Source organism: Cellulophaga baltica, from assembly GCF_900102165.1.
Classification (GTDB): domain Bacteria; phylum Bacteroidota; class Bacteroidia; order Flavobacteriales; family Flavobacteriaceae; genus Cellulophaga; species Cellulophaga baltica.
This window is the reverse complement of sequence record NZ_FNBD01000011.1, coordinates 102,240-120,951: the sequence shown is the minus strand read 5'-3', so window position 1 is coordinate 120,951 and position 18,712 is coordinate 102,240. Positions and strand designations below refer to the sequence as shown.

Below are 18,712 nucleotides of genomic sequence, written 5' to 3'. Positions count from 1 at the left end.
TATGATATGTCTGGTGGTAGACCTGAATGGACTAATGATTGGTTGGCGTCATATTCAAAAGAACCTGTTGTAAACCCTAGGTACGATACTATAGTTTCAGGAACTGAAAAAGTAGTTCGTGGTTTTCATAAACTAAGTAATTCTGTATATAGTAGATCAGGCTCTAGAGATCCTGAACAAGATGGCTTTGGCGGAGGCTTTCGTTGTGTATGTAATCAAAAAACCCCTATAAAGTAATGTGTGTAAAATTGTTTTTGTTCTTATTTTACATACTAGTTCAAAGTTGCAACTCACAAAAAAGCGCAACACCAGAACAGGAGCAAATTTTAGAAGATGCAAAAGCTAATTTTGTATTTGTAGAAGGGGGTACTTTTACAATGGGTAAAAATGGTGTTTCAATTGCTAGGGAGCATCAAGTAACTTTAGATAGTTATTCTATAAGTAAATATGAAACAACATGGAAAGAGTTTGACTTGTACACAGCATTGAATAACTTAGAGCTTATTTATCCTAATTATAGAAATCAAGAAGATATGGGACCAAATTTTGGAGCTGTTGGCATGAATTGGTACCAAGCGCAATCATACTGTCAATGGTTAGGCAAGCAACTTGGTTTACCTATAGATTTACCAACCGAAGCTCAATGGGAATTTGCGGCACGTAGCCGCGGTTTAAATGTTGAACATGCTACTGATAGTGGTAAGATAGAAGGGAGTTTCACAGAGAAAAGAAACTACCCTGCTTATGATACTATAGTAGGGCCCTATCCTCCCAATCCTTTAGGAGTTTATGATATGTCTGGTGGTAGACCTGAATGGACCAATGATTGGCTTGTTTTGTACCCGAAAGAACCTATTACCAATCCAAGATACGATACTATAGTTTCTGGTACTGTAAAAGTAATCCGTGGGTTTCACTCTTTAAGTAATTCTGTGTATATACGTAGCTCTAGAGAACCTGAACAAGATGGTTTTGGCGGAGGTTTCCGTTGTGCTTGTAATCAGAAAACTAAAATAGAGTAATGGTTTTTGAGTGTCAAGATAAGTATTTGGATTAATGAAAAAAAAATCTTATCAAAAAAGAATCTCTGTTTGTCTTCTATTCGTGCTACTACTTATAGGATGTAAAGAAGAAAAGAAAGATGATAATGAGTTTATGAGGTTAAACTTTCCAAACTTGACCGATAAAATAAATAGACATGTAGATAATTTAACTGAAAATCCTGAAATGGTAAGATATGTTCCTCCTAAAGTAAAAGCGGAATATTTAGCAACACTTGCTTCATTTAGTGAAGTGAATTTTAGTGTTTATCCTGATTCTGTGTTAACTAATAGGTCAAAAGTTCTAATTAAAATTGGCACTAATAATTTAGAAGAATTTAATGAATTGATTTTTGAGTTTGGTTTAAATGTAGATAATGCTCTTGATGAGCAGCCTGTTAGAAAAGATACTATAATTACAGATACCACATTGTTTAGAAAATGGGCAATAAATAAATTAAAAAATACTTTATATAAAAAAGAATCCGATTGGAAAGAAATTGACCAATTTAGATTAAGCCTTAAATGATAATTTGTAAATGAAAAAAATAATTATTAGTGTATTGTGCGTTTTATTTTGTACCTATTATATTAATGCGCAAAGCATTAGAAATGGCACAGTTCAACATCCTGTATTGGGGAAAATTTCGCTAAAAAAAATATATGACAAAGATTTAGAAGAATATATTTTTGTAGGAAAGGGTGAATACCAAAATAAAGAATTTGGTAAAGGGAGCTATATTATTAATTATTTTGATGATGGTAGCCTTGGTTCATGGACAGAAGAATACAAACATCCGAAAAATGGAAAAACTACGATTTATCATGACTATTATCGTAAAATTGAAAATTATACAAATAAAGAGGGTTTAAAAGTAGAAAAAAATACAACTTATGATAGTGAAGGTTTACTTAAAAGTACAGCAAATTTAATTGATGGTAGAAAAGAAGGAAAACAATTTGAATATGGTTCTAATAATGAACTATATATAGTAGAAAACTATGTAAAAGGAAAAAAAGAAGGAATACAATATCGCTATCACCCAAATGGAGAGCTGTCTAATGAACAAAATTTTTTAGATGGAAAAATGTTTGGTCCATATAAAGTATTTTATGACAACAAGCAACTAAATGAACAAGGGAGTTATGATGTAGAAGGGAAATTAGATGGTGATTTCTATGCATATACAAAAGAAGGTAAATGTATAGAAAAAGGAAAATATGTACATGGCATAAAGTTTGGAGAGTGGGAAGAGAGAATGCGTTCAAATGATTATTTCTTTGAATATCAAGCTATATGTACATATACTAAAGATTCAGCTACCTGTGTTGAAAAAAAATTCTATGTTAATAACAATTCAAACGAGCTACAAAAAATTGTAAACTTTAAAAAAGTAAACGAGGAAGGGAAAAGAGAATACATTAAGCCAGACTATAGTGATGACAATTATGGAATAATAAAACATGGACTTTATAAAGAACTTTATGCTAATAAAGTGCTAGAAGAAGGAAATTATCAAAACGGTAAAAAAATAGGTAAATGGAAATCATATTATAGAAATGGAAATTTACACATTTCAGCAAACTATTATAAAGGTTTAAATGACGGTATTTGGAACTATTATGATGAGGATGGCACACTTTCATCCACTGATAAGTATCACAAGGGTGAGGAAACTGAATACGTAAAGCCAAATATTCAAATATTAATAGGAGGTTTGATTTTTATTTTTTTAGTGATAATTCTTGTCCTAAAAGACAAGAAATCACGAAGCATTAAATTAGAACATACAAATCAAGTAGAAGTAAATAGATTACTGTTAAGTTCATGTATTCTAATACTATATGTAGCAAATATTCCTTTTTTAGAAGATACAATCCATTCTATATTTGATACACGATTTGGTTGGTCCAAGCTAGTTCCTGTTTCGGGATTGAGTATTTTGCTAATAACAACAATCTTTTTTTCACTAGTAAATAAACCAAGTTTAAAACATATTTTATTTGGTGTTTTTGGATTTTTATTTATTTGGTTTCTAGTAGCAATAGTAGCAGCTTTCTTTAGTGAATTTTTAGTTTACTTTGCAAGTAATTTTCCTTATATATATGATGATGAACCATTTATAGCTGTGTATGCTTTTTGCATAGCTTGTTTTTCAGGATTATTATTTATAGTCAAATATTGGAATATAAAAAATGAAATTAGCTACCTACATTTTTTTATCGTTTCATTTATTTTAAACATAATTGTTAGTTATGTTATTACCAACCCATCATTAGATGATATAGAGGTGAACTATGACGATATAACAATTGTTTTTTTATTAAACTATTTAATTGGGATGTGTTTTCTAAGTTTTGGTGCTAGAAATAATTTGAAATACACTCAAAAATTTAAAAAACCAGTAGTAACGTTCTTAGTTGGTGTTTTTATTTTTTCCATTTTATTGATAGGATATAAATATATTGACCCTTTTGAGACTGATTGTGAAAAAGTAATTGGTATGGAGAATTATTTAGAAGATATTTCAGATAAATTAAAAGAAGATTCCTCGAGTCTAAATAAAGAATATAAAATAAAATATAATCTTGAGTTAAATGTGGAAATTGGTACCGTTGCTTCGGAAAATATTGAAGATTTTCAGGTTTTCGATAAAAAAATAAACTATTTAAATAGTATAATACGAGAAGACTACAGTAAAGCTTTGGAGACAGAAGTAATAGACTGTAGTTTAGTATTAAGGCAACATGCAGAATTAAAAGAGTTATCTACTCAACGAGCAGAAAAGCTTTTAAAACTTTACAAACTTGAATTGGATGATAAGTTTGAAAAGGAAAAGCAACCCCAGAACAGGAGCAAATTTTAGAAGAAGCAAAAACTAATTTTCTATTTGTAGAAGGATGTACGTTTACGACGGGTAAAAATGGAGTTGCAATTGCGTATGAACATCAGGTTACTTTAGATAGTTATTCTATAAGTACGAAACAACTTGGGAGGAATTTAATTGGTATTTTTTATTAAATGATATGGATATAATTAATCCACAATATAGAGGCAAAATAAAAGATTACGGTACTAGTTGGGAAATAAAAACAATACAACAGATACTATCAAATGGTATTATTTTTAGGGAAGCCTACATTTTTAGGGAAGCCTACAGATGAAAGGAGGTAAAGATAATATTTAGCTATTTTTGAAAACAGGATTAGACTATAAATAATTTAATCCTGAAATTTTGAACTTACACAGATTTTAGAAGAGTGTCTCAAAAAAATATTAATATGAACTTCAAGTTATATCTTTTTTTTCTTCTTTTTCTTTTTTTTGCTTGTAAGAAAAAAAAAGATATAACCCCTTTAACTAATGATATTTATCATTATTCTAGATACTTGAATGATAATCATTACTTTGAATTTTACGAAAATAAAAATGTTTTGTTGGATAGAGCTACGAATTGGGATTCTATTAGTACATTAGATTTTCTCAGCTTTCAAAATAATAATATACTTTTTGATAAGAAGAAGATAAAATTACCTGCTTTTTCTAAAGATTTTCTTCTATTAGACACTGGTTTTGTTGTTCTTAATACCATCCCAAGAACCTTAGGTGAAAACACCAAATCTACAGATGTACTAACTAAATATGATAAAAATTTTAAGATTGTTTTAGAGAAAGACATGGGTATTTCAAAATATCCTAACGCTATGTGTTTCCTTTTAGAAAGTGATGATAGGTTATTTTACATATCTGATTGGTTTTCGGGTGTTACTTCTAACTCAGAAAGTGAAAGTAAATTAGTCATTTCTGAAATTGATAAATCGTTTAATATATTAAATCAAGAAAAGTTTGAAAATGCGAATAACGATTTTGCTTACAACCCTATAAAATGTATGGTGATTGAAAGTAAATATTTGGTTGTCGTTTCAAATATGTCCTACTTCGAAGCCGATAAATTTCCATTTAAAGTAGAAATGTTTGATCTAAATTTAAACAAAAAATGGTCCGAATATGTTGATGCAAATTCTATTATGCATTTAGGTTATCTAAAATCTAAAAAAAAGATATTTCTTGTAAAAGATACAAAAGAAACTTCGGTTATATATTGGGGCTTAAACGGTGAAAAAGAAGAAATAAATTATCATTTAAATACTGAATTAATTAGTGCAACAGAAAGTGATGATGTTATTTTTCTCTTAAGTACTAATAATGATAATGCTGCTGTAACTAAAATTAGTTTATTAGAGGATAAAGTTGAAAAGGCTTTAATCTCTAATGATGTGGAGGTAGGCGAAAGAATAAAAATACATTTAATCTACAGAAATAATCAACTCTTTCTAATTACTATAGTTAATGGTAAAGCTCTTTTGGAAATAGATAACATAAAAATGTGATATTACTTTTTAGTATAAGTATTAATGTGTTACTCTATTTTTACAAACATTTTATTATACTTTAATTGTTAAATAATTTTAAAAGACGAAATAAATATCAGGAAGTAGCAGTTCCTTATTGTTGAAAAGATTAAAAATCAACCCCCGATAGCGCGAGCGTCACGCTCGTGCTTGCATTACTTTCATGTTTTGAGCTCAGAATAGTTTTTTTGACTTTGTAAGTTCCGCTAAGTCGGGAGAAATTACGAAGTTTGTTTCCATCATTCTAAAATTATTATAAAATGAGAATTTTACTTCTACTGATAATAGTACTGAACATTAATTGCCTAGATGCAAACAAAAAACAGGCTATTAACGATAAAAGAGAAGTTCGAGAAAATATAGATGTCCAAAATGGTTTACTTTCAAAAGATTCATTATTTCCCGAATTAAGAGAATTAATTTTGCCTTTTTCTCATGATTCTATAGCTAAATTTGTTTATGAGGTTGATGGTATTTATGGAATTAAGAGTGATTTTATAAAAAAAACAAGGTATTTGTAGGTGATATCTTCAATGAAGAAATGTCTCCTAAACCAGTAGATAATTTTTTTTATAATATACCAGAAAAAGAATTTTATCCGATTTTTAAATATTCGCATGGTGCTTTTACTACGGTAGGAAGTTTAGTCAAATATTTTGGGGAAAATGATATTCCAGGAGTATTCTTTATTTTGACCAATTTCAACAAAAACAGAGAACAAATAGATTATCTTATCGTTTATATCCGATTCTTGTGGGAAATTAATTATGAATATAATTTCATAATAGATGAAGAATTTAATATAGAACTAAATGAAATAGAAGAAAATTTTTACGACGAAGAGAAGGATGGTTTTATTGATGACAATGATGAACCAAAGGTTATAAAGCGAAAAGAGAGGTTTGCAATTAATAAAGAAGGTTACTTTAATATGATCGATTAATTGTTCTAAATTGTAATGTCTATTAATAAAGAGGGAGCGAGATAATTTACAATTTCCGAATCTATTATAAATTAAAAAAAACTATAATACTTTAGGGGCGATGTTTAAATTAACTGTAGGTCTTTTATTAATTAGTGTATTTAACGTTTTATCTTGTAAGAACTCAAGTAAGGATAAAATAACTGTTGATATAGCAGAGGAGTGTACAAATTATTTAGAATCTTTTGAAAATTTTAATTCTCCGAAAAAAGAGAATACTTTTATTGATGTAAAAATACTAGATTCTTTGTCACTGAAAATGGAACTCCCTTATGGGAAAAAGGAGATAATAGATTCTGATTTTCCAGATCATTGGTATTGTGGTGGGGGTTATTTAGAGGGCTCTTTACTGCAAGAGGGGTATACGTCTAAAGATAGTATAGATTATGCATAAGCATATTTTTCAATTATTCACTTTAATCAAGAAGACAATTTAGCTTCTCAACCCGAAAATAAAAGTTTCAATTTAGGAGAAAGTATTTCTGAAATTAATAAAATACTTTTGAAATATAATGACTCCAGAATTACCCCATTAAATCCTAAGGTTTCAGCATTTATAAAACTGCCAGATACACAGGGAAATAGGGTCTTTGGGTTTGTTGCCTACGAGAATAATATACATTATAATCCCATATATTTAGTCGTGAAAAATGGTCTGGTTCTAGATGTTCTACCTACTTACGAATTTTCTCGCATAGAAACGCTAGTGAATAAAACTTGTTATATAGATGAAAACTACATTTGGCATGTAAAGACTTTTCAAAATATAGATGGCTTTGAAGTAGAAACTGTTAGCTATGAGCGTTATAAAATTTCAGATGATGGCAAGTTTATCAAAATAAAAGGTGTCAAATGAGGAATGCAGTTAACGCTATTATGCTTTTTTTTATATTAAACTCCTGTATAAATAAAAAGACCACAAAGCCAGATTCAGTAAGTATAAATACTAGTCCTTTAGATTTGCAAAAGGGCATTACACCCTGCAGTATCAATTTAATGCATGATTATTTAAAGTCAGTTAACAATAAATCATGGCTTCCCACTAATTTTGTAAAAGATATTTATTGCGAAGGAATTAGTTATGTAGAACGAAATAGTACGGAATATCCTTTTGAATCTGTTCATATTGAAAATTGGGAAAAGAAAATTATTTTTTCCCAAAGTGCTAATCTTGATTATAGAAAAGTCAGAGTTTTAGAAATTAATGATTCTACCTACTATTTAACTAATTGGAATAAGAACAATTATAAATATTCGGATTCAATTTTTATAGCTAAGCGTAAAAATCAGATCAGCTTTATTACTGAAAGTGATAGTATTTCGTATACTGATGGTATTGGCTCTTTTCAATTTACTGATCCTGACTTGCTAAAAAATATTCTTGCAGTTTCAGTGTTTAATAACTCTTATAATTTGTTTGATGTTGATGAAAATAAAATTGATGAGGCTGTTACTTTTGATGTATTAAAAAATGAAGTTGTAAACTCTCAAAATTTCAAGACATTTAATTTCACAGGTTACTATTTAGATGGATATTACCAAATGAAATTGGATGATATTAATTACTTATTTAAATGGAACGGAAAGAATATAATCCTGAGGTCTAATGATGGGAGGGTCTTGAGGTTTGAGCAAGAATTGAGATAAATAGCACACGATGAATTAAAATTTTCTAAAAATTTATTCTCAGATAGATGGTTTGAGAAATTCCAAACTATTATTTTAGTACCTTGATTAAATCGCCATGAAATTTATTTTTATAAAAGTACTAGGTATCATTCTCCTGCTTTCGTCATGCATGCCTAAAAAAAAGGAAGAGCAACAACAAAGTAGTTCAAAATGTGATTTAGTTACCAGTCATAAAATTTCGAGTACAAATGAAGTAGAATTAAAAAGTTATTTTAACGAAAATTGTACAATAGATTCTATTCAAGTAAGCTTTGAGCTAGACGAACGATCTTTTGAAAATAAAAACGACTACAGTTTAGAGAATGTGTTGGCAAGTATGGGCTACATGGAAAAAGATTCCAGTTATCTTATCGGACAAAAAAGCGCATCAAATTTCTATTTAAATTCTCAAACTGGTTTTGTTACCGCTACATTTCCAATTACTGGTGTTACTTTAAGTACTATTAATTATATACAAGTAAATACTATAGGAGTTGAAAAAGGACAAACTGTAGTTTCAAATTTGTACCCTTATGAAAATTCATTGGCCTTGGCTAAAATGGAACAGACCTATTTAGATCATAAAGCTTTTTTAAATACAAATGTCCATCATGTGGTTCAAGAGGTCAAGGACGGTGCTATTGATAAGATATTACTAACGGTAAAAGCAAAAAATATAGATACCCTTAGTTATTATAATATTGCTATTAATGGAGTGCCGTTGAAATTTAGAGCTAGTGTTAAAGCTTCTTTTAAAGATTTTCAGCATGAAAATAAAGCCTGTGTGTTTTCTAATCTTTTAAAAATGAACAAGAATTATTTAAAATTTGATGTCGCTATAGGTGCTTTAGATATTGCAGAAATTCAGGAACTTTCGGTGGACTTACATTAAGCCTTAGAATTAATAATATAATTTAAAATGGGAAAACATGCCTATATCCTTTTTGCTTTAGTTGTGTCAATAGTCACTTCTTGTAGATCTCAGGAAGATAACGTAGAATTAAGTTTTGAGAAAACCGATGCGCCCCTTAAAGTTATGGAGTCTATCACTATGGCTGATAGTGTGGTTGTAATTTTATTAAAACCCTATAGAATTAAGGTAAAAAGTAATTATTCAAACACTATAAGAACAAGCAGGCTTAGTATGAATTCCGGAGGTGGTTCTGGATATCATAATCCCAGTAAGTATTTGATTTATACAGATAAGCATAAATTAGCTCCTCCTCCAACAGGCGTTAAGTTTTCGGGTCACGATACTAAGGTTTTCGATATTTACATTGGATATAGGATGTTTATTAAAAGTAAAGAAAAAAATAGCCTCTTTGAAAATGCGGTGTATTTAGAAGAAAATGGAGGGAGAAAAGTCTATGATCTTAGTAAAAGTGAAATAGCAGTTCGTTTTTTTGAACAGAAGATTACTGATGACATAAGAGGGTATCTCTCCTTTAGTTTTTATAATTATGAAAATGAATTAGGTCTGGGACATACGATAAAAGTTGAAAAGTAATTGAAAATGGAGATTTACAGCTAAATAGCTTACTCCCGCTCTTCAAAGTCTCTTGATTTAGAATCTACATTGCTTTTGCTGCTTTATAAATGAATTTAATTTTGAAATAGCTGTAAATTCAGAAGTAATAAATTTCTTGTCACTGACTTAATTTTAGGCTTTTGACCTATATACGATCTAACCTTATCCAAAACACTTGTACGAGTGCTATTCATTAAATGGGTAGTAGCACTTTCGCCCTTTTAAAAAATTAAGCTCATCGGTTTTAATCACATACCCTACACGAACCATTGAAGTAAACCGATCGTAATTAATTAGATTTTCTGCTTGCCCAGCAAACCATTCTAGCATAATGTATTGATTAGATTTGTGCTTAGAAGGTCTGTAGTAAAAACGAGTTCGGAGCATGCCTTTGGCATCCCATTGTAACCCTTTTCTTAATTTTACTTCAAGACTAAATTTATCTTCCCTAAAATCATGAGATACCGTCAATTCCCCCAAACCTACATAGTCTAATAACTCTGGGTTTCCGCTTTTATAGCCAAACGGGATCCATCCTTTTATAGTCAGTATCGTTTTAGGTCCGACTGCACGGTGGTATTCTGCGCTAAGCCGATTCCAACTTCTGGAATAAATACTATCTCTTCCATTAGATTCATGCTCAAAATATAAATTACCGATACCTCGTATCCTATCGTTCTTATCAAAAAAAGCTTTACCCACACCAAGAGTAGGGTTAAAATTTATTTCCTTGAACGGGTAAGAGTCCTTGTAGACATCCCAAAATGCTTTCTGGCTATAGGTCAAGAACAAATATGTTTCCCAAGGCAGAACATCGCGCGTAATCATTTGTTTAAAACTAACTTGATATTTAGCGTTGGCCGTGGTACTATTTATCTCCTTATTAGTGGGTACACCCGTTATAAAGTAATTATCTTTATGAATGGTGAAATAGGGAATTTGTTGCATGGTATCTTTAAATGCCTCACGTGTTAGGGTTTGCCCCTTTACACTATTTGAAAAGATACACGTTATGATTAGGAGCAGTGCGGGAAACTTAAAGAGACTTGTTTTGTTTGTATACATGCTAGTAGTAGTTGCTTTTATAATTTCTAGGAGGTAGTGTTCTTAGTTTACGTAAGGCTAATAATTACTTTTCCTTTTGCGCTACCCTCCGCTAAATATTCATAGGCAGAAACACCATCTTCAAATGGGTAAATTAAATCTATAATAGGTTTTATAGCTCCGGCATCTACCATTGTTGCAACGGTTTGTAATTGGGCTGCGTTTGGTTGCATCCAAGTAAGCTTGTAAGTGGCCAATTTTTTTTCTATTAACTGCGCTAACTTTTCTGGAAGCGTGTAATCTGTCATTCCCATTTGCTTTGCTGTTTCTTCATCTGGCGGCCCAACAATACTCGTTACGCTCCCGCCGTCTTTAATGATGTTAAAAGCATCAAGTGTATAGTCATTTCCTAAGGTGTCAAAAACAATATCTAAATTTTCAGCAACATCTTGGTAATTTTCAGTTTTATAATCTATAACACGGTCTGCACCTAGGGCTTTTACCCAATCTACATTTTTAGTACTGGTGGTGGTATACACAATAGCTCCTTTAATTTTTGCATACTGAATAGCGAAACTCCCGACCCCGCCAGATCCCGCATGGATCAAAATTCTGTCGTCCTTTTTAATACCTACACGTTCTAGAGCTTGTATCGCAGTAAGACCAGCTAAAGGCAGTGCAGCAGCTTCTTCAAAAGAACTATTTAGTGGTTTTTTGGCCGCGTATTTAACGTTAATAGCTACATATTCGGCTACGGTACCCATTTGCTCCTGAGGAACCCTAGCATAAATTTCATCACCAAGTTCAAAATTTTGAACGTCATCGCCTAGTGCTATCACAATTCCACTTACGTCATATCCAATGGTGGTAGGTAAGTTTAGAGGAACCATATCTTTTAAGTGTCCTTCGGCTAGTTTGTAATCTATAGGATTTAGCGAGGCTGCTTTAACTTCTACTAAAATATCATTGGCCTTAATTTCTGGTTTTTCTACTTCTTGTATAGATAGACTGTCTTTTAGGGTTCCGTATTGAATTATTTGTAATGCTTTCATAATATGTTATTTTTTAGCGGTTCTCCAAGATTGCCATGCGCCAGTAGACCAAAGTACCCATGCAATGAGCACAGGTTGAAAAAAGAGTCTTATTAATCGGGCTTTATCTGAGTTTAGAGCACCAAAGGCATCTTTCTGATTTAAGTATTGCGCAATATTTCCTGGGAATACTAAGATAAAGAATAAGGCAAGAATCCACCCTATAGTTGTTTTATGCTGGGTCCATAGCAACAGGGCAAGCCCTAATGCTATTTCTACAAAGCCTGATGCTACCACAACAAAGTCCTTGCTTATAGGAATAAAGTCAGGTACTTGGGCTTGAAAATCTATCCGATTAAACGTTAAATGGCTATAGCCAGCGTAAATCATAAAGAGTGCTAATAGGACTCTGAATATATGTTGTAAAGTTGTTGTTTGCATATCTTTTGCATAGATACGGCGGTATATAATATTTAGTGCGTCCTATTAAAATTAGTGTTAATCCAATCGAATAATACTTTGTAAACGGCTTCTCTTACTGGTTTTTTTGATAAAATTAAGTCGTGTAAGCCTTTTTTTATCTCCACCACCGTAATAGTGCCTTTTAATTTGTTTGCGTATTTTTTTATGTGATCAACATTTAAAACGGCGTCTCCTTCTTGGAATTTTTCAGACCAATTTTTTTCATGAACAGTAGTGCTGCTATGCAGTATAAGAGTAGGAATACCTATAACTTGTTTTCTTCGGATGTTTTTTTGAGCAGTATAGATGGCAGTGATAAAACCTAAATTTATTTTGGGCACTTCATGAGGTTTCCACGTCAGAGAATAGGCCCATTCGCCATGACTCTCTGCATGGATACTTTTTCCATAACTTCCAGAAGGTATTCCTGAAATACGAATATTAGGAAAATAGTGACCTAGGAAGGCAACAACAGGAACTACCAGTGTTCTAGTAAAATGCCCTAAATTAAACTCATAAAACGGACTGTTGCCTATCAAGCCATGAAATAATGTACTATGCAAATGGTTTGCCGCATAATTGGTGGTGATCAATCCGCCAGCAGAATGCCCCATTAAAAGTACCTGATGATTGTTTTCTAATTTGATGAGCTGTAATGCCTGGTGTATTTCTTCATCATATTCTGATAGAGCGCGGACATTATTAAATTTTTGATGCTTCAGGTAAGACCTTCCATATTTCCGCAAGTCTAGCGCGTAGAAATTATATCCATGATCATTAAAGTTTAATGCCATTTCTTTTTGGAAGAAATAATCATTAAAACCGTGAACATATAAAACCGCTTTTTCAGATGTTTTGTGCGTAGTGCTGCGAATTAAAGTAGCGATAACTTCTCCTTCGTAATCAGGGGGAAATTCTAGCGTCAATCGTTCAAATCCATCACCCAGAAGATCAGGTATATAGCTGCTGTTTTTTAAGGGGACTTCTTGACGCATCGAACTTAATTTTTCTATAAAATAGGAACTTCCTTTTACATCTAATTGCAGTAATAATGCCACAGGTGTAAAGCTGACAAAATTTCTAGTTGTGGATATGTTTGGGCATCATAAAAAGTACATTTTTGCCATATGTATGCCTAGGGTGCTACAAAAAAAAATCCCTTGAGTTACATCAAGGGATTTTTGTGGGTTCAAGTAGTCTGAATCTTTTATTTTTTTGTCTGCTCGTTATACGTGCTTTCAAATATTTTATCGGCATTGGCAGATTCAAAGCCATCACGCCTTTGCTGGCGTGTAAAACTAGTAAGTCCTTTAGCGGTAAATTCAGGCAGTGGTAAACGCTCGGCAAACTCTACATAGCTTCCAGATATAGTATAGACTTCTCCGTTGGCGAATGTTGCGTCAAATGTTTTGGCCACCGTACTACTTTGTTTTAAGAGTCCGTCTGGACTTACTTTAATTTTACCTCCGGCGGTATTTAGTTTAATGTCTAAGCCTTCAAGAAAGGCATTAAATTTTTCTACTGTGTTGTAATTGCCAGGTAAGTCGTGTACACTAATGGTGTAATGATTTAAATAGTAGCGGTTGTAAATAACCCAAGCCGCATACTCGCTTTCAGCTGCAAGTGCTAAATAATCTGGTAGGGTAGGGAGTTCCCAAAGTGCTTTGTGAAAAAAAGATCCTACAGCTTCAGTAGCATCTAAGTCTAATGCGTCTACAGGGTCACTAGTGATGTGTTTTGTGTATTTATAGATAATTTGTTGCGTTTGTTCAGACAAGTCTTGAACGCGCAATTCACTCATGAAAATCCTTGGTAGGTGATCTGCCGTAGGGGCATACCAGTAGCCGTCTAACTTTTTTCCTTCGAAAAAGTAATAGTCTTTTTTTTCATAACCATAGTGCAAAAATATCTTTTCAAAAGAAGTGATCCCCAAGTGTGGTACTCCTAATGTTCTAAAAGCAATATGATCATTAATAATTTCGCGCTCTTCAGTAATTATACCCTCGGCAATCATTCCATTGGTAACTTTTAAAACATCAGGGACGCTATTTCTGTAGGGAATAAATAAGGCTTCTAGTATAGCCTCTAAGGCTTTTATTTTAGATGTAACCATTGCTAAGTTTATTTTTAATCAAAAATAAGTGTACTTTTAATTTGAAACAATTCTTATTAAGTGTTAAATGATAAGTAAAACAAATCAATTAGAGTTTAGATTGCTTCGTTACTTTCTGGTGTTGGCAGAAAATTTGCACTATACGCAGAGTGCGGAGCTTCTCTTTATATCACAATCTGCATTAAGCCAGCAAATAAAACAGCTGGAAGCAATTCTTGGCCGTCAATTGTTTAAGAGAACCAATAGAAAGGTAGAACTCACTACGGCAGGCACCTTATTTGTAACGCAAGCAAAACAGATACTAAAACAAGTAGATGATGCTCTTGCACATTGGCATTCTCAGTTAGCAGGAGAAGAAGGCCAGCTTACTATTGGTTTTGTGGGTTCTGCGATGTACCGCTATTTGCCGCCAATAATTAAAAAATACAGTGCATTGCACCCTAAGATTAATTTGAAATTAGAAGAGCTTATTAATAAAGAGCAATTAAGAGCGCTGGAAAATGATACGCTTGATGTTGGTTTTATGCGCTCTAATTCGGTGACTTCTAATATGCAGCTAAAATTGGTGTACCGGGAAAATTTTTCTTTAGTGCTGCCAGAAGATCATGCTATTGACGCCAGTAATTTTGAGAATATAGGAGCACTTTCTGAAGAATCTTTCATTCTGTTTCCTAATGAGAATAGTCCGTTGTATTACCAACAGATTTTGAATTTATGTGCGGAATATGGTTTTAGTCCTAAAATTTCTCATAAATCTATTCACGGGCCTACTATTTTTAAATTGGTAGAAAATAAAATGGGCATTGCAATTGTGCCAAATTCTTTGCGAGACGACTTTAATTATAAAATAAAATTTATAGAATTAACTAATGTCAGTCATACCACATCCCTTTTTGCGGTATGGAAGAAGGCGAATGAAAATGCCGCCCTTCATCAGTTTTTAGAGCAGTTGTAATTTTCAAAGATTCCAGAAGGGTATCTTGCTATTTCATTTTTTATACGATAGATAATCAAAATGTGAATTTTTAAAATTATTGCGTTTTTATTGGTGGTTAATCGTTTAAATAAAAATTATAAATTGTACATTTGAATTCAATTTAACAACAAATAAAATTATAAGTAGGTTGATTTTAATTTGATTTCAGCCTAGTTTTAAAACTAAAACTATATTTAAAAAATGGCACAGTACACTCGAATTGAAGTAGCGAATGTGATGAAGGAAAACGGAATGGTTCCTTTATTTTATCATCCTGATGTTGAGTTAGGAAAAAAAGTATTAAAAGCAGTTTATGATGGTGGAGCTCGTTTAATGGAGTTTACGGCTAGAGGAGATTTCGCTTTTGAAGTTTTTTCTGAATTAAACAAGTATGCAATCAAAGAACTTCCTGGAATGATCTTAGGAGTAGGTTCTATTACAGATGCAGCTGCAGCTTCTATGTTTATGCAAATGGGTGCTAACTTTATCGTTACTCCTTCATTACGTGTTGATATTGCAAAAGTATGTAACCGTAGAAAAGTATTATGGTCTCCTGGCTGTGGTTCTTTAACAGAAATAAATGCTGCTGAAGAATTAGGATGTGAAGTTGTAAAACTTTTCCCTGGAGATTTATATGGTCCTGGATTTGTAAAGGGAATTAAAGGCCCACAACCATGGACAAGCATTATGCCTACAGGTGGTGTAAGTACAGATGAGGCTAACCTAAAAGGTTGGTTTGATGCTGGTGTTACTTGTGTAGGTATGGGATCTAAACTTATTAGCAAAGAAGTCTTAGCAAACAAAGATTATGCTGGTTTAGAAAAAACAGTTAGAGAAACATTAGCTTTAATCAAAAGATTAAGAGCGTAAGTTTTACATAGAAACAACTACAACCACTAAGCCCTGTTCAATTTTGATGATCAGGGCTTTTTTTATGCAGCCACGTGTCTTTTTTGTAACTTTTCCTTTTTAAAATGCTACATGATTAAAATAATGAAAATTACAGCCCTAATATTTTTTACTTTTCAAATACTATCCTGTGCTAGTCAATCTACCGTTATAGAAGGGCATCTAGAAACAGTAGTAACAAAACCAATGGATTATTATCTGTATTATCCGGAAGACTATGAGGTACAGACGACAAAAACATATGGAATTCTTTTGTTTTTACATGGCTCTGGAAGCATCCCCAAGAAAGGACAAGAAAAAATGCCTCCACCAGATGCCTTGATAGACGGTACGGAATATCCATTTTTAATTCTTGTGCCACAATTACAAGAGCCTACAAAAATGTGGAATACAGAAGCGGTAATGCAATTGTTGGATACCGTGGTTGCGCAAAACCGAATAGATGAAAAAAAAATATATCTAACAGGGCTGAGTCGTGGTGGAGCTGCGGCTTGGGACTTAGCTATAGCATTTCCTGAAAAATTTGCAGCATTGGCGGTTGTTTGCGGAATGGCACCAACACCTTATGCGCATTGGATGGACAAAAATTTACCTATAAAAGTCTTTCACGGAAAGAATGATACTATTATTCCGTATGCGGAATCTGAAGAAATGGTGCATAGGCTAAAATCTTTAGGATATAATGTTTCTTTAACGAGTTATGAACATTACGGTCATGCCATTTGGGATGTAGTTTATAAGGATCCAAAATTGTATAAATGGTTTAAGAATCAAAAAAAGATGTAACTTAACTCCGATAAATTAGCAACCAAACGTATCAATTTATGCAGATTATAGAAAATTCTACCATGTACGATGTCATAATCGTAGGTTCGGGAGCTGGAGGAGGCATGGCGACCAAAATTCTGGCAGAAGCAGGTTTAAAAGTAGCTGTTGTAGAAGCAGGTCCTTATTTTGATCCTGGAGCTCCAGAACAGCAAACACAACTTAAATGGCCGTATGAGTCTCCTAGAAGAGGGGCAAATACAGTTAGACCTTTTGGAGATTTTGATAGTGCCTATGGCGGATGGGATATTGATGGAGAGCCCTATACAAATGAAGAAGGGACAAATTTTAGATGGTTTAGATCTAGAATGTTAGGAGGTAGAACCAATCACTGGGGTAGAATTTCATTACGTTTTGGTCCTAATGATTTTAAACGTAAAAGTATTGATGGCTTAGGAGATAACTGGCCAATTGGCTATGAAGATGTAAAGCCATATTATGATAAAGTAGATAAGTTAATAGGAGTATTTGGTACCAATGAAGGCTTGCCTAATGATCCAGACGGATTTTTTCTTCCCCCGCCAAAACCAAGATTGCATGAGTTGTTTTATATCAAAGGAGCTAGAAAGTCTAATATTCCGGTGTTCCCATCGCGAATGTCCATGCTTACTAAAAGAATAAATGATGAACGAGGAATTTGCTTTTATTGCGGCCAATGCTCTCGCGCATGTTCTGTGCATGCAGATTTTTCATCAGGGACTTGTTTAATTTTCCCTGCTCAAAAAAATGGCGGACAAATAGATCTTTTTGTCAATGCCATGGTACGCGAAATTACAACCAATGAAGAAGGGAAAGCCACAGGAGTTTCTTATATTAATAAAGAAGATAGGAAAGAATATAAATTAAAAGGAAAAATCGTTGTCCTAGCAGCGTCAGCCTGTAGCTCTGCCCGTATTCTTTTGAACTCAAAGAGCAAACAACACCCTAATGGTTTAGGGAATAGTAGTGATATTGTTGGAAAATATTTACATGATTCAACAGGAGGGAGTAGGTCTGCTTTTATCCCTGATTTAATGAATCGTAAAATGTATAACGAAGATGGTGTAGGAGGAATGCATGTCTATACACCATGGTGGTTGGATAATAAAAAACTAGATTTTGCGAGAGGCTACCATATTGAAGTATGGGGAGGAATGGGAATGCCTAGCTATGGGTTTGGATTTAATCACAACGATTTTAATAAATATTTCGGTATAAAAGTGGGGGGCTACGGAAACCCATTAAGAGAGGAAGTAAAAAAATATTATGGTTCTACCGTTGGTTTTGGTGGCCGTGGAGAGTCTATACCTCAAAAAGAGAATAAGTGTGATATAGACCCTACTAAAGTAGATGAATTCGGGATTCCAGTGTTGAAGTTTAAGTACGAATGGACAGACCATGAAATAAAACAAGTAGGGCATATGCATGAAAGTTTTGAAGAGATTATTCATAATATGGGCGGTACTGTTTTAGGTGATAAACCAACAATGGCCCAGAAAAATGGTATTTATGCTCCTGGAGAAATTATACACGAAGTAGGTACTACCCGAATGGGTGATGATCCAAAAACGTCTGTTGTAAATCAACATCAACAACTGCATGAGGTTGATAATGTTTTTATTGTAGATGCAGGTCCTTTTGTATCTCAGGCAGATAAGAATCCTACTTGGACTATTCTAGCCCTATCCTGGAGAACATCAGACTATATTGTAGAACAGCTTAAAATGCAAAACATCTAAAGA

At 32.8% G+C, this 18,712-nt stretch carries 21 protein-coding genes; 16 read left to right on the top strand and 5 right to left on the bottom strand.

The genetic code is table 11. The features are described from left to right. From BLQ19_RS17015 to BLQ19_RS16960, 12 genes are all read left to right on the top strand, one after another. Positions 1 to 237: formylglycine-generating enzyme family protein (locus tag BLQ19_RS17015; RefSeq protein ID WP_175444446.1), on the top strand; the 237-nt coding region annotated here is incomplete at its 5' end. After that, on the top strand, positions 237 to 1,022 hold the full coding sequence (locus tag BLQ19_RS17010; RefSeq protein ID WP_074539135.1) for a formylglycine-generating enzyme family protein: 786 nt from the start codon (positions 237 to 239) through the stop codon (positions 1,020 to 1,022). The genes BLQ19_RS17015 and BLQ19_RS17010, both read left to right, overlap by 1 nt. A gap of 34 nt (positions 1,023 to 1,056) precedes the next feature. Further along, on the top strand, positions 1,057 to 1,569 hold the full coding sequence (locus tag BLQ19_RS17005) for a hypothetical protein (protein WP_074539134.1): 513 nt from the start codon (positions 1,057 to 1,059) through the stop codon (positions 1,567 to 1,569). A 10-nt stretch (positions 1,570 to 1,579) separates the two neighbouring features. Next, a complete protein-coding gene (locus tag BLQ19_RS17000; protein WP_074539133.1) occupies positions 1,580 to 3,907 on the top strand; it encodes a hypothetical protein in 2,328 nt (775 codons plus the stop codon). Positions 3,908 to 4,301: 394 nt separating this feature from the next. Continuing rightward, on the top strand, positions 4,302 to 5,432 hold the full coding sequence (locus BLQ19_RS16995; RefSeq protein WP_139150275.1) for a hypothetical protein: 1,131 nt from the start codon (positions 4,302 to 4,304) through the stop codon (positions 5,430 to 5,432). 281 nt (positions 5,433 to 5,713) lie between these two features. Continuing rightward, positions 5,714 to 5,974 (top strand): hypothetical protein, encoded by a 261-nt coding sequence (locus BLQ19_RS16990; RefSeq protein ID WP_074539131.1) that lies wholly within the window; start codon positions 5,714 to 5,716, stop codon positions 5,972 to 5,974. 20 nt (positions 5,975 to 5,994) lie between these two features. After that, complete coding sequence (locus tag BLQ19_RS16985; protein WP_074539130.1) at positions 5,995 to 6,396, top strand: hypothetical protein; 402 nt, start codon at positions 5,995 to 5,997, stop codon at positions 6,394 to 6,396. Positions 6,397 to 6,496: 100 nt separating this feature from the next. Then, positions 6,497 to 6,829, top strand: a complete 333-nt coding sequence (locus BLQ19_RS16980) for a hypothetical protein (protein ID WP_074539129.1) — start codon at positions 6,497 to 6,499, stop codon at positions 6,827 to 6,829. 108 nt (positions 6,830 to 6,937) lie between these two features. Then, positions 6,938 to 7,291: a hypothetical protein gene (locus BLQ19_RS16975; RefSeq protein WP_074539128.1), complete on the top strand. Its 354-nt coding sequence runs from the start codon at positions 6,938 to 6,940 to the stop codon at positions 7,289 to 7,291. Next, positions 7,288 to 8,082: a hypothetical protein gene (locus BLQ19_RS16970; RefSeq protein WP_074539127.1), complete on the top strand. Its 795-nt coding sequence runs from the start codon at positions 7,288 to 7,290 to the stop codon at positions 8,080 to 8,082. The genes BLQ19_RS16975 and BLQ19_RS16970 overlap by 4 nt, the downstream gene beginning before the upstream one ends. A 151-nt stretch (positions 8,083 to 8,233) precedes the next feature. Next, on the top strand, positions 8,234 to 8,995 hold the full coding sequence (locus BLQ19_RS16965) for a hypothetical protein (protein WP_074539126.1): 762 nt from the start codon (positions 8,234 to 8,236) through the stop codon (positions 8,993 to 8,995). A 27-nt stretch (positions 8,996 to 9,022) separates the two neighbouring features. Next, positions 9,023 to 9,610 carry a hypothetical protein gene (locus BLQ19_RS16960; RefSeq protein ID WP_024480258.1) on the top strand — a complete coding sequence of 196 codons (588 nt, stop codon included), beginning with the start codon at positions 9,023 to 9,025 and terminating at the stop codon, positions 9,608 to 9,610. A gap of 207 nt (positions 9,611 to 9,817) precedes the next feature. On the opposite strand, the gene BLQ19_RS16955 is transcribed toward BLQ19_RS16960, so the two are convergent. From BLQ19_RS16955 to BLQ19_RS16935, 5 genes are all read right to left on the bottom strand, one after another. Beyond that, on the bottom strand, positions 9,818 to 10,696 hold the full coding sequence (locus tag BLQ19_RS16955) for a phospholipase A (RefSeq protein ID WP_074539125.1): 879 nt from the start codon (positions 10,694 to 10,696) through the stop codon (positions 9,818 to 9,820). Positions 10,697 to 10,743: 47 nt separating this feature from the next. Continuing rightward, positions 10,744 to 11,727 carry an NADP-dependent oxidoreductase gene (locus BLQ19_RS16950; RefSeq protein ID WP_074539124.1) on the bottom strand — a complete coding sequence of 328 codons (984 nt, stop codon included), beginning with the start codon at positions 11,725 to 11,727 and terminating at the stop codon, positions 10,744 to 10,746. 6 nt (positions 11,728 to 11,733) lie between these two features. Beyond that, complete coding sequence (locus BLQ19_RS16945; RefSeq protein WP_029448747.1) at positions 11,734 to 12,147, bottom strand: DoxX family protein; 414 nt, start codon at positions 12,145 to 12,147, stop codon at positions 11,734 to 11,736. A 32-nt stretch (positions 12,148 to 12,179) separates the two neighbouring features. Further along, positions 12,180 to 13,226 carry an alpha/beta hydrolase gene (locus BLQ19_RS16940; protein WP_254788413.1) on the bottom strand — a complete coding sequence of 349 codons (1,047 nt, stop codon included), beginning with the start codon at positions 13,224 to 13,226 and terminating at the stop codon, positions 12,180 to 12,182. Positions 13,227 to 13,375: 149 nt separating this feature from the next. Next, positions 13,376 to 14,281, bottom strand: coding sequence for a DUF1338 domain-containing protein (locus BLQ19_RS16935; protein WP_074539123.1), 906 nt, complete (start codon positions 14,279 to 14,281; stop codon positions 13,376 to 13,378). A 67-nt stretch (positions 14,282 to 14,348) separates the two neighbouring features. Here BLQ19_RS16935 and BLQ19_RS16930 point away from each other — a divergent pair, with 67 nt between their 5' ends. The 4 genes from BLQ19_RS16930 to BLQ19_RS16915 all read left to right on the top strand — a co-directional run bounded on the left by BLQ19_RS16930 (position 14,349) and on the right by BLQ19_RS16915 (position 18,709). Next, a complete protein-coding gene (locus BLQ19_RS16930; protein ID WP_074539122.1) occupies positions 14,349 to 15,236 on the top strand; it encodes a LysR substrate-binding domain-containing protein in 888 nt (295 codons plus the stop codon). 222 nt (positions 15,237 to 15,458) lie between these two features. Further along, the gene (locus tag BLQ19_RS16925) at positions 15,459 to 16,127 is read left to right on the top strand and encodes a bifunctional 4-hydroxy-2-oxoglutarate aldolase/2-dehydro-3-deoxy-phosphogluconate aldolase (protein WP_024480265.1); all 669 of its coding nucleotides are present in this window, start codon (positions 15,459 to 15,461) and stop codon (positions 16,125 to 16,127) included. A 111-nt stretch (positions 16,128 to 16,238) separates the two neighbouring features. After that, positions 16,239 to 16,952 carry a carboxylesterase family protein gene (locus tag BLQ19_RS16920; protein ID WP_074539121.1) on the top strand — a complete coding sequence of 238 codons (714 nt, stop codon included), beginning with the start codon at positions 16,239 to 16,241 and terminating at the stop codon, positions 16,950 to 16,952. Positions 16,953 to 16,990: 38 nt separating this feature from the next. Beyond that, positions 16,991 to 18,709 (top strand): GMC family oxidoreductase, encoded by a 1,719-nt coding sequence (locus BLQ19_RS16915; RefSeq protein WP_074539120.1) that lies wholly within the window; start codon positions 16,991 to 16,993, stop codon positions 18,707 to 18,709. The last annotated feature ends 3 nt before the right edge of the window (positions 18,710 to 18,712 follow it).

Coding starts and splice junctions, on each gene's coding strand:
- BLQ19_RS16930 (WP_074539122.1), top strand. CDS start 14,349: ATGATAAGTAAAACAAATCAATTAGAGTTTAGATTGCTTCGTTACTTT.
- BLQ19_RS16955 (WP_074539125.1), bottom strand. CDS start 10,696: ATGTATACAAACAAAACAAGTCTCTTTAAGTTTCCCGCACTGCTCCTA.
- BLQ19_RS17000 (WP_074539133.1), top strand. CDS start 1,580: ATGAAAAAAATAATTATTAGTGTATTGTGCGTTTTATTTTGTACCTAT.
- BLQ19_RS16990 (WP_074539131.1), top strand. CDS start 5,714: ATGAGAATTTTACTTCTACTGATAATAGTACTGAACATTAATTGCCTA.
- BLQ19_RS16920 (WP_074539121.1), top strand. CDS start 16,239: ATGATTAAAATAATGAAAATTACAGCCCTAATATTTTTTACTTTTCAA.
- BLQ19_RS16960 (WP_024480258.1), top strand. CDS start 9,023: ATGGGAAAACATGCCTATATCCTTTTTGCTTTAGTTGTGTCAATAGTC.
- BLQ19_RS16985 (WP_074539130.1), top strand. CDS start 5,995: ATGTCTCCTAAACCAGTAGATAATTTTTTTTATAATATACCAGAAAAA.
- BLQ19_RS16965 (WP_074539126.1), top strand. CDS start 8,234: ATGCCTAAAAAAAAGGAAGAGCAACAACAAAGTAGTTCAAAATGTGAT.
- BLQ19_RS17010 (WP_074539135.1), top strand. CDS start 237: ATGTGTGTAAAATTGTTTTTGTTCTTATTTTACATACTAGTTCAAAGT.
- BLQ19_RS16950 (WP_074539124.1), bottom strand. CDS start 11,727: ATGAAAGCATTACAAATAATTCAATACGGAACCCTAAAAGACAGTCTA.
- BLQ19_RS17005 (WP_074539134.1), top strand. CDS start 1,057: ATGAAAAAAAAATCTTATCAAAAAAGAATCTCTGTTTGTCTTCTATTC.
- BLQ19_RS16925 (WP_024480265.1), top strand. CDS start 15,459: ATGGCACAGTACACTCGAATTGAAGTAGCGAATGTGATGAAGGAAAAC.
- BLQ19_RS16945 (WP_029448747.1), bottom strand. CDS start 12,147: ATGCAAACAACAACTTTACAACATATATTCAGAGTCCTATTAGCACTC.
- BLQ19_RS16915 (WP_074539120.1), top strand. CDS start 16,991: ATGCAGATTATAGAAAATTCTACCATGTACGATGTCATAATCGTAGGT.
- BLQ19_RS16935 (WP_074539123.1), bottom strand. CDS start 14,281: ATGGTTACATCTAAAATAAAAGCCTTAGAGGCTATACTAGAAGCCTTA.
- BLQ19_RS16980 (WP_074539129.1), top strand. CDS start 6,497: ATGTTTAAATTAACTGTAGGTCTTTTATTAATTAGTGTATTTAACGTT.
- BLQ19_RS16970 (WP_074539127.1), top strand. CDS start 7,288: ATGAGGAATGCAGTTAACGCTATTATGCTTTTTTTTATATTAAACTCC.